13 protein-coding genes and 3 pseudogenes are annotated in these 13,180 nt (G+C 74.2%); 8 read left to right on the top strand and 8 right to left on the bottom strand.

The window, feature by feature from the left end; genetic code table 11:
• Positions 1–184: 184 nt before the first annotated feature.
• The 4 genes and pseudogenes from EAO70_RS05290 to EAO70_RS38905 form a co-directional block, all read right to left on the bottom strand.
• Complete coding sequence (locus EAO70_RS05290; protein ID WP_148001837.1) at positions 185–1,084, bottom strand: NAD(+)/NADH kinase; 900 nt, start codon at positions 1,082–1,084, stop codon at positions 185–187.
• Positions 1,081–2,088: an SPFH domain-containing protein gene (locus EAO70_RS05285; protein ID WP_148001836.1), complete on the bottom strand. Its 1,008-nt coding sequence runs from the start codon at positions 2,086–2,088 to the stop codon at positions 1,081–1,083. The genes EAO70_RS05290 and EAO70_RS05285 overlap by 4 nt, the downstream gene beginning before the upstream one ends.
• A gap of 534 nt (positions 2,089–2,622) precedes the next feature.
• Positions 2,623–3,612 (bottom strand): annotated as a pseudogene (locus tag EAO70_RS05280) (DMT family transporter); the annotation flags it as partial.
• Positions 3,609–3,731, bottom strand: a complete 123-nt coding sequence (locus EAO70_RS38905; RefSeq protein ID WP_261992675.1) for a hypothetical protein — start codon at positions 3,729–3,731, stop codon at positions 3,609–3,611. The pseudogene EAO70_RS05280 and the gene EAO70_RS38905, both read right to left, overlap by 4 nt.
• Between EAO70_RS38905 and EAO70_RS40220 the strand changes: the two genes are divergently transcribed.
• The gene (locus EAO70_RS40220) at positions 3,712–4,179 is read left to right on the top strand and encodes a phosphatase PAP2 family protein (protein WP_410091065.1); all 468 of its coding nucleotides are present in this window, start codon (positions 3,712–3,714) and stop codon (positions 4,177–4,179) included. The two genes, EAO70_RS38905 and EAO70_RS40220, sit on opposite strands and share 20 nt — an antisense overlap.
• Here EAO70_RS40220 and EAO70_RS05270 read toward each other — a convergent pair.
• A pseudogene (locus EAO70_RS05270) lies at positions 4,074–4,679 on the bottom strand (phosphatase PAP2 family protein); the annotation flags it as partial. The gene EAO70_RS40220 and the pseudogene EAO70_RS05270 sit on opposite strands and share 106 nt — an antisense overlap.
• A 201-nt stretch (positions 4,680–4,880) precedes the next feature.
• Here EAO70_RS05270 and EAO70_RS05265 point away from each other — a divergent pair.
• Both EAO70_RS05265 and EAO70_RS05260 read left to right on the top strand, forming a co-directional pair.
• Entirely contained in the window at positions 4,881–5,582 is a 702-nt protein-coding gene (locus EAO70_RS05265; protein WP_261992674.1) for a TetR/AcrR family transcriptional regulator, read from the top strand.
• A 29-nt stretch (positions 5,583–5,611) separates the two neighbouring features.
• Complete coding sequence (locus EAO70_RS05260) at positions 5,612–6,019, top strand: DUF488 domain-containing protein (protein ID WP_148001835.1); 408 nt, start codon at positions 5,612–5,614, stop codon at positions 6,017–6,019.
• A 3-nt stretch (positions 6,020–6,022) separates the two neighbouring features.
• Here the strand turns inward: EAO70_RS05260 and EAO70_RS05255 are convergent, their stop codons facing one another.
• A complete protein-coding gene (locus EAO70_RS05255; protein ID WP_148001834.1) occupies positions 6,023–6,529 on the bottom strand; it encodes a DUF309 domain-containing protein in 507 nt (168 codons plus the stop codon).
• A gap of 101 nt (positions 6,530–6,630) precedes the next feature.
• Positions 6,631–7,779, bottom strand: a pseudogene (locus tag EAO70_RS05250) (agmatine deiminase family protein); the annotation flags it as partial.
• A 256-nt stretch (positions 7,780–8,035) separates the two neighbouring features.
• On the opposite strand from EAO70_RS05250, the gene EAO70_RS05245 reads away from it, so the two are divergent.
• The 5 genes from EAO70_RS05245 (at position 8,036) to EAO70_RS05225 (ending at position 11,699) form a co-directional block, all read left to right on the top strand.
• Positions 8,036–8,617: a TetR/AcrR family transcriptional regulator gene (locus tag EAO70_RS05245; RefSeq protein WP_148001833.1), complete on the top strand. Its 582-nt coding sequence runs from the start codon at positions 8,036–8,038 to the stop codon at positions 8,615–8,617.
• Between the two features lie 160 nt (positions 8,618–8,777).
• On the top strand, positions 8,778–9,266 hold the full coding sequence (locus EAO70_RS05240; protein WP_148001832.1) for a DUF1269 domain-containing protein: 489 nt from the start codon (positions 8,778–8,780) through the stop codon (positions 9,264–9,266).
• A gap of 61 nt (positions 9,267–9,327) precedes the next feature.
• The gene (locus EAO70_RS05235; RefSeq protein WP_148001831.1) at positions 9,328–10,422 is read left to right on the top strand and encodes a chemotaxis protein; all 1,095 of its coding nucleotides are present in this window, start codon (positions 9,328–9,330) and stop codon (positions 10,420–10,422) included.
• A gap of 117 nt (positions 10,423–10,539) precedes the next feature.
• Positions 10,540–11,178, top strand: a complete 639-nt coding sequence (locus EAO70_RS05230) for a hypothetical protein (RefSeq protein ID WP_187283736.1) — start codon at positions 10,540–10,542, stop codon at positions 11,176–11,178.
• A gap of 17 nt (positions 11,179–11,195) precedes the next feature.
• Positions 11,196–11,699 carry a DUF1269 domain-containing protein gene (locus EAO70_RS05225; protein ID WP_148001830.1) on the top strand — a complete coding sequence of 168 codons (504 nt, stop codon included), beginning with the start codon at positions 11,196–11,198 and terminating at the stop codon, positions 11,697–11,699.
• A 163-nt stretch (positions 11,700–11,862) separates the two neighbouring features.
• Here EAO70_RS05225 and EAO70_RS05220 read toward each other — a convergent pair whose 3' ends face one another.
• Positions 11,863–13,125, bottom strand: coding sequence for an arginine deiminase (locus EAO70_RS05220; RefSeq protein ID WP_148001829.1), 1,263 nt, complete (start codon positions 13,123–13,125; stop codon positions 11,863–11,865).
• Positions 13,126–13,180: the final 55 nt, after the last annotated feature.

The raw sequence follows: 13,180 nt of genomic DNA, 5'->3' as shown, positions 1-13,180 counted from the left end.
CGGGCGGCGGGGGAGGCCGGGCGGCCCCGGCTGTAGGTGACGAGTGGGGCCGGACGGCCCCGGGCGCCGCGTCATGGCGCGGCACCGGCTGTGCGGGACCGGTGGGGTCGGGCGGCCCCGGCCGTGCGGTACGGCGGGGTCGGGCGCCCCGGCTCCCGCGTCGTGGCGCATGCCCGCGCAGGTCTCAGTGCACCAGCCGGAGCCGCGGTCCCGCGACCGCGAGGCGTACGGTCTGACCCCACGTCAACTCCAGCGCGTCCGACTCGACCCCGTCGCCGAACACCACCAGCCGGTCCGACTCGACGGTGAGCCGCAGCCCCTGGCCCGGGTCGAGGAGACCCTCGACCCGGCTCGTCCCGGTCGCCGGGGAGGGCCAGGCCTCGCGGACGAACCAGGCGAGCCGGGCGTCCGCGGGCGCGGGCAGCGCGAGCGCGCTGGACCGCTGCTCCCACAGGGACCGCAGCCAGCCCGTCGACCCCGTCCCCGTGCCGACGAGCACCCCCGAGGAGGCCTGGGGCTCCGGCGGGAGCTCCGCCGTGTCGAGGCCCAGCGTGTACCGGGCGGTCTGGTGGCCGCGGGGTCCGACGTAGATCTCGTTCAGCGCCAGGAGCCGCTGCGCGTCGTCGGTGACGGCCTCGACCATCGTCAGTTCGTCGACCGTCGCGGCGGCCTCCGCCGCGTACGGCAGCAGGCGCCGTGCCCGGTCCGCGCGGTGGCGGACCAGCACCCCGGGATTGCGTCCCGGGTCGGCGTCGATCCCGATGACGGGCTGCCCGGTCAGGTACTTCGCCGCGTTGGCGACCAGACCGTCCTGTCCGACCACCACGACCACGTCCTCGGGGCCGAACAGGAAACGGTCCAGGTCCGCGCGCTCCACCCGGGTCTGCCGCCAGGCCAGGGGCACGGCGGCAGACACCTCGGCCAGGGCCCGGTGGGTGCGCTCGTGCCGCTCGCGGACCGCGTCGACCGAGCGGCCGCGCGCCGAGAGGAAGAACGCCGCCTGGCCGTGCGTACCGTGCCGGGCGAGGAGTTCCTCGTACTCCGTGGTCCGGTGCACGAGCACGGCGCGCGGCGCGAGGCTCACGGCCGGGCCCCGCCCTCGCCGAGTTTGGCGAGCAGCCCCGTGAGGACGTCGGGCGAGAGCGTCAGGTGCTCGATCCGCGGCAGGTTCTCGGCGGCGCGGGAGACGGCCAGGGCGTGCAGGGTCGCCGGCTCCACCTCGGCGTGCGCCCGCAGCCAGGCGGACTGCGCCCCGGCGCGTGCCTGGCCGACCTCGCGCGCGGCCTCCGCCTCGGCCTGGGCGAGGCGGACCTTGCGTACGGCCTCGGCCTCCGCCCGTACGGCGTCGGCGGCGGCGTTCTCCTCGGCCTCGCGGCGGGCGTTGGTGCCGCGCTGCTCGACGAGCCGCTCCTCCTGGCGGGCCAGCTCGATCTTGCTCGCCAGCTCGTTCTCCGCGATGGCGCGCTCGCGCTCGACGGCGACCGCCCGGCGCTCGTACGTGGCCCGGTCGGCCTCCTGCTGGATCTGCTCGCGGGCGGGGGTCCGCAGGGCGCGCTCGACCTCGGGTTCGGGGCGGATCGCGACCACCCGGACGGCGACGACCTCGATGCCGGTCGCCGGCAGGCGGGGCTCGGCGGCGAGGCCGGCCGTGACGCGGTCGCGCACCGCCGCGACGCCGTCGACGAGTGCCTCGGCCAGCGAGGTGCGGGCGAGGACGTCGAGGGCGTGCTGCTGGGCGGTCTCGGTGAGGAGGGTGGCGATCTGCTCCAGCGGGGTGCCGCGCCACGCGCCCGTGTCGGGGTCGATGGAGAAGTCCAGCCGGGTGGCGGCGGCGGTCGGGTCCCCGATCCGGTAGGTGACGGTGGACTGGACGCTGACGTCCTGGAAGTCGGCGGTCCGGGCGTGGAAGGCCATGGCCAGTTCGCGGTCGTTGACCGGGACCTCGGAGAGGGCCGCGGTGAGCGGGCGGAACCAGAAGCTCAGCCCTTCGCCGTCGTGCACGAGCTTGCCGCGGCTCTGGTGGCGGATGTGCGCGGTGGGCGCGGAGCGGAGATGGCGCCAGCCGGCCCGCCGGGTGATGTCGGCCATGGAAGAAACCCCCTTGTCGTCATGCTGACGATAGGGGGATTCGGTGCTTGTCGTCAAGATGACGAATTGGGGGCGGGGATGCCGGGCGGCCGCTCAGCCGGCCGCCGGTGCGGGCACCGGCTGCGGGCCGGGGGCGTCCGCGTCGGGAAGGCCGGACGGCGGCGCGGGCGGAGCGGGTGCGGCCGGATCGGGACGGGCCGAACGATGGGCGGCGGAACCGGTCGAACGGGGCGTCGGCACCGACCCGAGAGTGCGCCGGACGGAGGTACGCGCGGGCGTGGAGGCAGCGTTCCCCGACGCCGGGGCCGCCGTCGCCCCGCTCGCGTCCACGGTCTCGACCTGCGGCACGGTCTCGTACGCGGGCAGGGCCTCGGCGAGGATCGCGGCCTCGGCCTGGATCGTGGACTCGGTGAGGGGCGGCGTCTCGGACAGGGTCAGGGCCTCGGCCGCCGAGGAGCGTGCGGGCAGGGTCACGACCCGGGACCGGTACGGCGTCGCGGGCTCGGCCTCGGGTGCCTTCCCGAAGCCGTTGCCCGGGAACACCGGAGCCGTACCTTCCGCAGCCGGTGCCGGTGCGGGGGAAGGCGCGCCGGGGGTAGCCCCGGCGGGTGCCAGGGTGGCCGAGACGGCCGCAGGAAGGTCCCCGGCCGGGGGCGCGTCCGCCGCGCCCCCCTTCGTCAGCAGCACCACGCCGCGCGCCGCGACCAGCGACGCGCCGGCCGCGACCAGCCAGCCCCAGGCGCCCGCGCGGAAGGTCTCCCCGAGCAGCGCCACGCCGATGATCGCCGCGGCGGCCGGGTTGGAGAGGTTGACCACGGCGAGCGGCGCCGCGAGGCCCCCTCGGTAGGCCGCCTGGGAGAGCAGCAGGCCGCCGGTCGCGAAGCCGGATATCAGCACCGCGAGGAGCGCGGTCTGCCACCAGGCCGGCTTCCCGCCGGGGAGTTCCAGTGCGAACGCGGCCGTCAGGGTCTGGGTCAGCGCGGAGGCGACGCCCGAGGCGATCCCGGAGGCCGTGGCGTGCCCGAGCCCGCGCGGGCCCTTCCTCCCGGCCGGGCGGCGGCCGGACGCGAGCGCGGCGATGAGGAGCGCCGTCGCCGCGGCGACGACCAGGGACTCGCGCAGGCTGAGCGCCTCGCCGGGGGCGGCGGGGCCCGTCACGGCGACGAGTCCCACGAGACCGGCCAGGGTCCACAGGGCCCCGCGCCACTCGGTGCGGGTCACCCGGCGCCGGGCCGCGTACGCGCCGAGGGGCAGCGCGGCCACCAGGGTCAGCGCGCCGAGCGGCTGGACGAGCGTCAGCGGCCCGTAGCGCAGGGCGGCCACGTGGGCGAGGGCTCCGGCGGCGTTCAGGCCGACCGCCGCCCACCACTGGCCCCGGGCGAGCAGCCCGCGCAGTGCCCCTCGTCCGTCCTCGACGGGGGAGGCGGCGGCCAGCCGGGACTGTGCGACGGCGGCGAGCGCGTAGCCGGCGGCGGAGACGAGGGAGAGGAGCACCGCGACGACGGTGCCGGTGACGGGGTTCATCGGAGTGCTCCGACCGGCAGGGCGGCCGAAGCGGCCTGGCGGGGTACGGCGAGCGCGTAGCCGGCGGCGGAGACGAGGGAGAGGAGCACCGCGACGACGGTGCCGGTGACGGGGTTCATCGGAGTGCTCCGACCGGCAGGGCGGCCGAAGCGGCCTGGCGGGGTACCTTCCCCGCCACGATCGCCTTCCTCGTCTGGCTCTACCTGCGCCGCCCCGCCCACTACGTGTGGTCGCGCCGCGTCCTTCCCCGCCACGATCGCCTTCCTCGTCTGGCTCTACCTGCGCCGCCCCGCCCACTACGTGTGGTCGCGCCGCGTCCTCGCGCTCGTCACCGGCGCCGCGCTCGCCCTGCACCTCCTGATGCCGCTGGCGCCGCCGCGGATGCTCGCGGCCAGCGGGCTCGTCGACACCGCGCGGGTCTACGGCCCCTCGGTGTACGGCGCGACGCCGGAGACCGACTCGATGGCCACCATCAGCGCCCAGCCGAAGTGCAGCGAGGGCATGGCCGCGAACTGGTTGGCCATCGAGTCGGTCTCCGGCGTCGCGCCGTACACCGAGGGGCCGTAGACCCGCGCGGTGTCGACGAGCCCGCTGGCCGCGAGCATCCGCGGCGGCGCCAGCGGCATCAGGAGGTGCAGGGCGAGCGCGGCGCCGGTGACGAGCGCGAGGACGCGGCGCGACCACACGTAGTGGGCGGGGCGGCGCAGGTAGAGCCAGACGAGGAAGGCGATCGTGGCGGGGAAGTGCACGGCCGCGTAGTAGGTGTTCGCGGTCCGGATCAGCGGTTCGCCGTGCAGGAGGAGGTGCTGGATCGTTCCCTCACCCGGGAGGTGGAGGGCGCGCTCGGCGTCCCAGACGCGGTCGGCGTTCCGGAAGGCGCGGGCCTCGTGGCCGTTGGCGAAGAGCCGGCCGAACTTGTAGACGAGGAAGAGCGCGGTGACGAGCGCGAGCTCGCGCAGCAGGGGAGGCCGGGCGGACGCGCCGGAGACCCGATCACCGCTCCCGCGTGCGGCGGTCCCGCTCGCGTCGCGCTCACGCTCTTCGGGTCCGCCGGGGGTAGGCGTCAGCCCCGATCCAGCAGGACGTGGTCCTCGTATCCCGCGTATCCCGGAAGCCATCGCACGGCCCTCTAATCCGTCATATCGCCAACAAACGGAGTGAGCCTAGATCCGATTTCATCGAGACGCAAGCGTATCGATACGTTTGCGTCTCGATTGTGCACCCCCTACTCTCGTATGTGCAGAGACTGAGGTGTCCGGGAGGGATCGATGTCCACGTCCGCGTCCACAGCAGAGCCGGCGTCCGCGTCCGCGGGGGAGCCCACGAAGGCGCCCGCGACGCAGCCCACGGAGGGGTCCGGCCAGGCATCCGGCCCGGTGCCCGCAGAGGCCGCCGCCCGCCGCAGCAAGATCACGCCGGAGCGCGAGACGGAGCTGTACGACGCCGTGCTCTGCCTCCTGCGCGAGGGCGGCTACGACTCGGTGACCATGGAGGGCGTCGCGGCCCGTACGAAGTGCGGCAAGGCCACCCTCTACCGGCAGTGGGGCACCAAGCCGCAGCTGGTCACCGCCGCGCTCGCCCGGCGCCGCTGCACCGTCTTCACCGGGATCGACACCGGCACCCTCGCGGGCGACCTGCGCGAGGCCGGCCGGATCGCCGCCTCGCACCGCGAGCGGGACGCCGAACTCATGGAGGCCGTCGCACAGGCCTTCATCCAGCACCCCGACCTGCGCGCGGCGCTCCGCGAGACCGTCATCGCGCCCGAGGTCGCCGCCATCGACGAGGTCGTGGCCCGCGCGGTCGCGCGGGGCGAGGTCGACGCCGACAACCCCGCGATCGGCTTCGTCGCCCCCTGCTTCCTGGGCATGCTCCGGATCGAGCGGCTCTTCGAGGACCGGTTCACCGACGCCACGACCATGCGGACCTTCGTGGACGCCGTCCTCCTTCCGGCGCTGCGCGTCGAGGGGTGAGCCGGGGGCCGGTCCGTCAGTCTGGAGCCATGCCCGCAGACCCCGCAGACCCCGCAGAGCCCGCCCGGTCGGCCCGCCGCGTCCGCGTCCGGCGGATCTACGAGCCCCCGTCGCCGGACGACGGCGTACGGGTCCTCGTCGACCGCCTCTGGCCGCGCGGACTCGCCAGGACCGACGCCCACATCGACGAGTGGCCCAAGGCGCTCACCCCGTCCACGGAGCTCCGCCGCCGGTACCACGGAACCGAGGGCGGGTACGAGGAGTTCCGCCGCCGCTACCGGGCCGAGCTGGAGGCCCCGGAGGCCCGCGCGGCCCTCGACCGTCTGAGGCGGCTCGCGGCGGAGGGGACGATCACCCTCCTGACGGCGACGAAGGAACCCGCGGAGAGCCACACGTCGGTCCTGCTGGAGGAACTGGACGCGGGGCCTGGGGAGTAGCCCTCAGGCAGGCCCGAGCCGCAACCGAGGTGCCTCGGCCGCGGCGTCGACGACGGGCGGCCGACCGCCCGCGGCGTCCACCGGCCCGGAGACACGCTCCGCCAACTCCCGTGCCCATGACACGAGTCCGACGGCGTCGATGCCGTGGGCGGCGGCCGCCGTGTCGCCCGCGAGACGGTCGGCGCCGCGGCGCAGCAGTCGCGCCCCGCCCGCGGTGTTCCCTCGGGCGGCGTGCGTGAGCCCCACGGCGAGCTGGGCGAGCCCCTGCCACAGGTCGCGCTCCGACGCGGGCCCGGACTTCCAGGCGTCCTCGAAGACCTCGTGCGCGTGGAACGGCATCCCGGCGTCCAGCAGCCGCTGGGCCTCCCGCAGACTCTCCGCGGGAGCCCGGACGACCCCCTCGGGCTGGCGGGGCACGCCCTCGACCCCGTACGGTAACGGCCGCCCGAGCCCGTCGCGAGGCCGAGCACTCCGAGCCCGCCCCTCTGGACATCGATCCCTGCCGGACACCTCAGTCTCTGCACATACGAGAGTAGGGGGTGCACAATCTCCAGGACCAGTTCCCCGACCGCGAGATCGTGCAGGTGCAGATCGACACCATCGCCTCCGGAGGCGGCGGGCTTGCCCGGCTGGTCGTGCGTCGCGCAGTGGATGCCGCCGCCTCCGGAGGCGATGGTGTCGATCTGCACCTGCACGATCTCGCGGTCGGGGAACTGGTCCTGGAGGATGCCCCGGGCGCGGTCGTCGGCGGTGCGGTCGCCGAACCGGGGCAGGAACACCGAGCCGTTGGCGATGTAGAAGTTGGCGTAGGTGGAGACGAAGTCGTCGCCCTCGCCGGTGATCCGGTCGAGGTCGGGCTGCGGCAGGTCGATGATCTCGAAGCGGCGGCCGCGGGCGTCGGTCGCCTTGCCGAGCACCGAGCGGGCCTGGTCGGCGGAGCGGGACCAGGAGTCCGGGGGAGAGCCGGGGAACGCCTGGTCGAGCAGGACCACGCCGGGGGCGGTGAAGCGGACGAGGCTGTCGACGTGGGCGTCGGTGATGTCCTGGCCGCGGACGCCCGCGAGCCAGACCACCTTCTCCACGCCCAGGGTCTCGATCAGCTCGTCCTCGATCTGGTCCCTGGTCTTCCCCCGGTTGCGGTTGTCGTTGACGATCGAGCTCTCGGTGACGAGGAGCGTGCCCTCGCCGTCGGTCTCGAAGGAGCCGCCCTCGGCGACGAGGGGGGCCACCTCGCGGGGGATGCCGTACTTGCGGAGCAGCAGCCGGCCCACCTGCGCGTCGTTGGTGTGCTCCTGCTTGTTGCCCCAGCCGTTGAAGTTGAAGTCGACCCCGACCAGCTCGTCGCCGTCCTCCACGAAGACCGGCACGGTGTCGCGGGCCCACAGGTCGTCGACCGGCATCGCGATCACCTCGACCTGCGAGCCGCACGCCTGCTGGGCCGCGGCGACCTGGGCCGGCCGGGCCATCATGACGACGGCCTCGTACGCGGAGACGGCGCGCGCGATGCGGGCGATGTCCTCCCGGACGGACGGCAGCTCGTCCCCCCAGACGGATGCGAGCGCGGGCCAGGACATGAAGGTACGGGTGTGGCTGTCCCACTCGGCGCCGAAACGGCGCTCGCCGCCCGCGGCGGAGGGGCGGGCGGAGCCGGTGGACGGGCTGGTGGAGGCGCCGGTGGCCCCGGCGGGCGGGGAGTCGCCGGTGCCACAGCCCGCGGCGCCGAAGGCGAGGGTGCCGCCGAGGGCGGCGAGGGTACGCAGGGCCTCTGACACTGACTGGATTTTCAGTCAAGTGTCGAGAGGGCTTGGCGTACCTGGAGATGACGGGGGTTGGTGAGGTTCCCGGGGCCGTACGGGGCCCATCACGGCGCTGAAACCTGAAAGAAGCGTCAGTAGCGGGCCGACGTGCGGGCGCCGACGCCCCGCGACCGGCGGACGTCCCCGTCCCCGACCGCAGCCCATGACTGCGTGACCTCGCCCGAAGGTCCGGGCAGGGGGAGCCGATAGGGTTCGGGGCATGTCGTCTCGCAGTACTCAGATCCTGGAAGCGGCCGCCCGGGTGATCGCCCGGCGCGGTGTGCGCGGCCTGCGCGTGGAGGAACTGGCCGCGGAGGCCGGGGTGTCCACCGGGCTGATCTACTACCACTTCAAGGACCGCACCGGGATCCTGCGGCACACGCTGGAGTTCATCAACGACCGCGCCGAGCGGTACACCAACCAGCGCGACCCCGACGCGGAGCCGCTCGGCCCGCGCGAGGAGCTGGACGAGGTCCTCCTCCTGGAGCTCCAGGACGTCCCCGAGGTGCGGGAGAACAGCACGGCCTGGGGCGAACTGCGGGCCAGTGCCGTCTTCGACCCGATCCTGCGCGAGGACCTCGCCCGGGCGACCCTGGTCTGGGTGCAGGAGGTCGCCGCGCTCCTGGGGCAGGTCCGGCCCATGGCCCCGGCCGCCGCCCTCGCCGCCGCCGCGGAGCGGCTCACCGCGCTCCTGGAGGGCCTGAGCATGCGCTGGCTGAGCGGCGGCATCGGCATCGAGCACGCGCGCACCCTGCTGCGCGAGGCCATCGCCGTGGAGCTCGCCTCGCTGAACCGCCCGTAGCCGGGCGCCGGGGAGGGCGACCGCCGTTACGGCCGCCGGGTCGCGCGATGACGCCCCCGGCGGCCGTTCCCGTGCGCCCATCGAGGGGATCACCGAGTCGCGAGGGTGGACATATCGGGACACGATGACATTTCACGGCCCCTTCTCCCAGGAGGCGGGAATGGCTGAGCTGATCGTCATCGGGTACGACGACCCCCGGGTGGCCGAGCAGGCGTACGACACGGTGCACGAGCTGCAACGCGACTACGTCGTGCACCTCAACGGCCTCGCGATCGTGTCCGTCGACGCCGACGGCGCCACCCACGTCGACACGGACAGCCGAGTCGTCGGCGTCTCGGCCGCCTCCGGCGCCCTGTGGGGAGCCATCTTCGGCCTGCTCTTCCTCTTCCCCGGCGTGGGGCTGCTGACCGGCGCCGCCCTCGGCGGCCTCGTCGGGAAGATCAGCAAGTCCGGGGTCGACGACCGGTTCCGCCGGCAGGTGGAGGACCTTCTCAAGCCCGGCTCGGCGGCGCTCGTGATCATGGCCTCGAAGGTCACGGACGACAAGTTCACCGTGGCCATGCGGCCGCACGGCGGCACCGTCCTCAAGACCTCGCTCAGCGACGCGGACGAGAGGGAACTGGCCGAGCAGCTCGCCGGCCCCCTGTAGGGCCCCGGCCCCGCTCCGCCCGTCCCGAAGAACCGCCTGAACCCGCCAGGAAGGCCTCCCCATGGACCCCGCGCTCAGCAGCGACGTACTCGCGAAACTGCGCCAGCCCCGCCCGTACCCCGCCGTGTCCCTCGTGATGCCGACGCACCGCCGCGAGCCGGACAACGCCCAGGACCCCGTACGGCTCCGCAACCTGCTGGCCGCGGCGGAGAAGGCGATCCAGGAGGACCCGGCGATTCCCCGGGAGCGGCGGGCCGACGTCATGGACCAGCTGAGCCGCGCGGTGGCCGAGACCGACCTCGCCCACGCCGAGGACGGGCTGGTCGTCTTCGCGGCCCCGGGCGAGCACTACGTCTGGACGGTGGGCCGGTCGGTGCCCGAACGCGTCGTCCTCGCCGACACCTTCCTCACCCGCAACCTCGTCGCCGCCCAGGCCGCCGAGCAGCCCTCCTGGGCACTCGCGGTCTCGGCCGACCGCGTCTCGCTGTGGAGCGGCGGCCCCGAGCGCTTCACCGAGCACACCGGCAACGGCTTCCCGCTCACCCGCAGCCTCGACGACCCGGACGCGGAGCGCAAGGAGCGCATCGGCGACCTGCCGAGCACCTTCCAGGACGAGGCCACCCGCCAGTTCCTCCGCGAGGCGCACACCGCCCTGCGCGCCGTCCTCGCCTTCGCCCCCCGACCTCTCTACGTGCTCGGCGAACCCGCCGCCGTCGCGCTTCTGGAGGACACCGGGCCGCTCCCGCGGGGCGCCACGACCCTGCACCACGGGGGCCTCGCGAAGGGGCCGGCCACCGCGGTGCACGAGGCCGTCGAGCCCGCCCGCACGGCCAGGGAGGCCGCCACGGCCACCACCGTCCTGGCCGAACTCGACGCCGCCCGGGGACGCCGCGAGTTCGCCGGCGGCATCGACGAGGTGTGGCAGGCCGTCAAGGAGGGCCGGATCCGGCTGCTCGCCGTCGAGGACCGCTACCGGACCGTCGTGCGCGACGAGGGCGGGCACCTGGAACCGGCGGAGCCCGCCGAGCCCGGAACCCGGGACGACATGGTCGACGAGATCGTCGAACGCGCCCTCGACACCGGCGCCGAGGTCCAGTTCGTCCACGACGACGCCCTGCTCGACATGGGCCGCATCGCCGGAGTCCTCCGGTACTGACGACGACCGCGCCGCGGCCCGCGCCCCGGCCTTACGGCGCACCCCCCTCCGAGCAGACCCCTCCGAGCAGACCTTCCGACCGCACCACGAACGCCCACGAGAAAGAGGACGGATCCAGTGAACCCCACATCGGAGCGCGGCCGCAGGCCGGTCCGCGCACGGGCGGTGAGCGCGGCCGCGGCCGTCGTCGTCACGGCCCTCGGCGCGGTCGGCCTCGTGTCCTGCGGCAGCGACGACGACTCCGGCGGCACCGCCGTCAGTCAACGCCCCACCGCCCCCGACACGGCCGGCTTCACGGGTGAACTCCCCTCCTCCGTCGCCTCGTCCGGGCAGGCGGCGGTCGAGTCCGCCCGCGCGTCCGCCTCCTCCGCGGCGGCCTCCGCCTCCGCGCGCGAGGCCGAGCGCAAGGCGTCCATCGGAGCCGAGGTCGAACGCACCCGCCGGGAGGCCGAGGAGGAGCTGAAGGACGTCCAGGCCCCGGGGAACGCGGGCCGCGAGGTCGCGATGACGGGCAAGCCGCGCGCCGACACCGGCGGTGTGCTCACCGTCGTCCTGAACATCACCAACACCACCGACGACGAGGCCTCGTACGCCGTGCAGGTCGACTTCCTCGACCCCTCGGGCAAGGTCGTCGAGACGCAGTTCGTCGGCGAGGAGGACCTCGAACCGGGCGAGCGCAGGCAGCCGCTGGTCATCAGCCGCCGGCCGGCCGAGCCGGTCCTCACCCCGAAGCTCGTCAAGGCGCAGAGGTACTGACACAGGAGGAGAGCCGCATGTCCGAACTCATCGTCCTCGGCTACGACGACCAGGCCGTCGCGAACCGGGCGTTCGCCGCGGTGCAGGAGCTCGGGGAGAGCGATGCGGTCGAGCTGACCGGACTCGCCGTCGTATCGGTGGACGAGGACGGCAAGACCCATGTGGACACCCCGGCCCGTCGGAAGGGGGAGACCGCGCTCTCCGCCACGGCGGGCGCCCTCTGGGGCCTGGTCCTCGGCATGATCATTCTGACGCCGGGCCTCGGCGTCGTGGGCGCCGCCGTGGGCGGGCTCATCGGCCGGCTCAACCGGATGGGCGTCGACAACGCCTTCCGCGACAAGGTCCAGGAGCTGCTGGCGCCGGGTTCGTCCGCCGTCGTGGTCATGGCCTCGGAGGTGGCGGAGGACAGGTTCGCCGAGGCGGTCGAGCCGTTCGGCGGCACCGTGCTCAAGACCACCCTCCCGGAGGAGAGCGAGCGCGAGCTGGCCGAACAGCTGGCCGGCCCGGACCCGACGGCCTGAGCGAGGCCTCCGACCGGGGCTCCCGACCGGGCAAGACTGACCCGGCCGCCCGACCGGGCCGCCTGATCGGGCAAGTGAGCCGACCGCCGGACCGGGCCGCCCGGATCGCGCCGGCCGGCCACCCCCGCGTGGAGCGGCCGGCGCCCCGACCCGTCGCCCCGCGTCAGAAGTCGACCGCGTCCCTGATCAGCGGGCAGGTCATGCAGTGCCCGCCGCCGCGGCCCCGCCCGAGTTCCGCCCCGACGATGGTGATGACCTCGACGCCCGCCTTGCGGAGCAGCGTGTTCGTCTGGGTGTTGCGGTCGTACGTGAAGACCACACCGGGTTCGAGGGCGACCGCGTTGTTCCCGCTGTCCCACTGCTGTCGCTCGGAGGCGTACACGTCGCCGCCGGTCTCGATGACCCGGAGCTTCGGCAGCCCCAGGCCCTTCGCCACGACGTCCACGAACGGGGTGCCGCCCTCGTCGGTGATGTCCACGCCCGACGGCTTGCCGCCGGGCCGCAGTGTGAAGGTGTGGACCGAGTCCATGATCGTCGGATAGAGCGTGACGATGTCCCGGTCGGCGAAGGTGAAGACGGTGTCCAGGTGCATCGCGGAGCGCAGCTTCGGCATGCCCGCGACGATGACGCGGTCGGCCGCGCCGTTCTCGAACAGGGAGGAGGCGACCTGGGTGATGGCCTGCCGCGAGGTGCGCTCGCTCATGCCCATCAGGACGACGCCGTTGCCCACGGGCATGATGTCGCCGCCCTCGAAGGTGGCCTGGCCCCAGTCCCGCTCGGGGTCGCCCCACCAGACGGTCGCGTCCCTGAAGTCGGGGTGGAAGGCGTAGACCGCCTTCATCAGCAGGGTCTCGCCGTGCCGGGCCGGCCAGTACAGCGGGTTGAGGGTGACGCCGCCGTACAGCCAGCAGGTGGTGTCCCGGGTGTAGAGGGTGTTCGGCAGTGGCGGCATCAGGTACTCGCGTACCCCGGTGGCCTCGCGGGCGAGGGAGAGGTATCCCGAGCGGAACGCGTCGGGCAGGTCGGTGGTCGCCAGCCCGCCGATGAGGTACTCGGCCAGGTCGCGGGCCGGTACGGAGTCCAGGAAGGCACGGGTGTCGTCGATCAGTCCCAGGCCGACCTCGTTCGCGACGATCTTCCGGTCGAGCAGCCAGGACCGGGCCGCGGGCAGGGCCATGGTCTCGGTGAGCAGGTCGTGCAGTTCCACGACCTCGACGCCCCGCTGGACCAGCTTGTCGACGAAGTCGGCGTGGTCGCGCTGGGCGTTCTCCACCCACATCACGTCGTCGAACAGCAGGTCGTCCGAGTTGGTCGGGGTGAGCCGCCGGTGGGCGAGCCCCGGGGAGCAGACGAGGACCTTGCGGAGCCGTCCGACCTCGGAGTACACGCCGAGCGCGGGCGGGGCGGACGCGTCATTGCTGGTCATGCGGGCCTTTCGGGTGCGGACTGGCGACCACCGACCTGCCCGACGCGTTCCGCTC

It is taken from the genome of Streptomyces sp. adm13(2018) (assembly GCF_008042145.1).
GTDB lineage: Bacteria > Actinomycetota > Actinomycetes > Streptomycetales > Streptomycetaceae > Streptomyces.
This window is presented reverse-complemented; position numbering and strand designations above follow the sequence as displayed.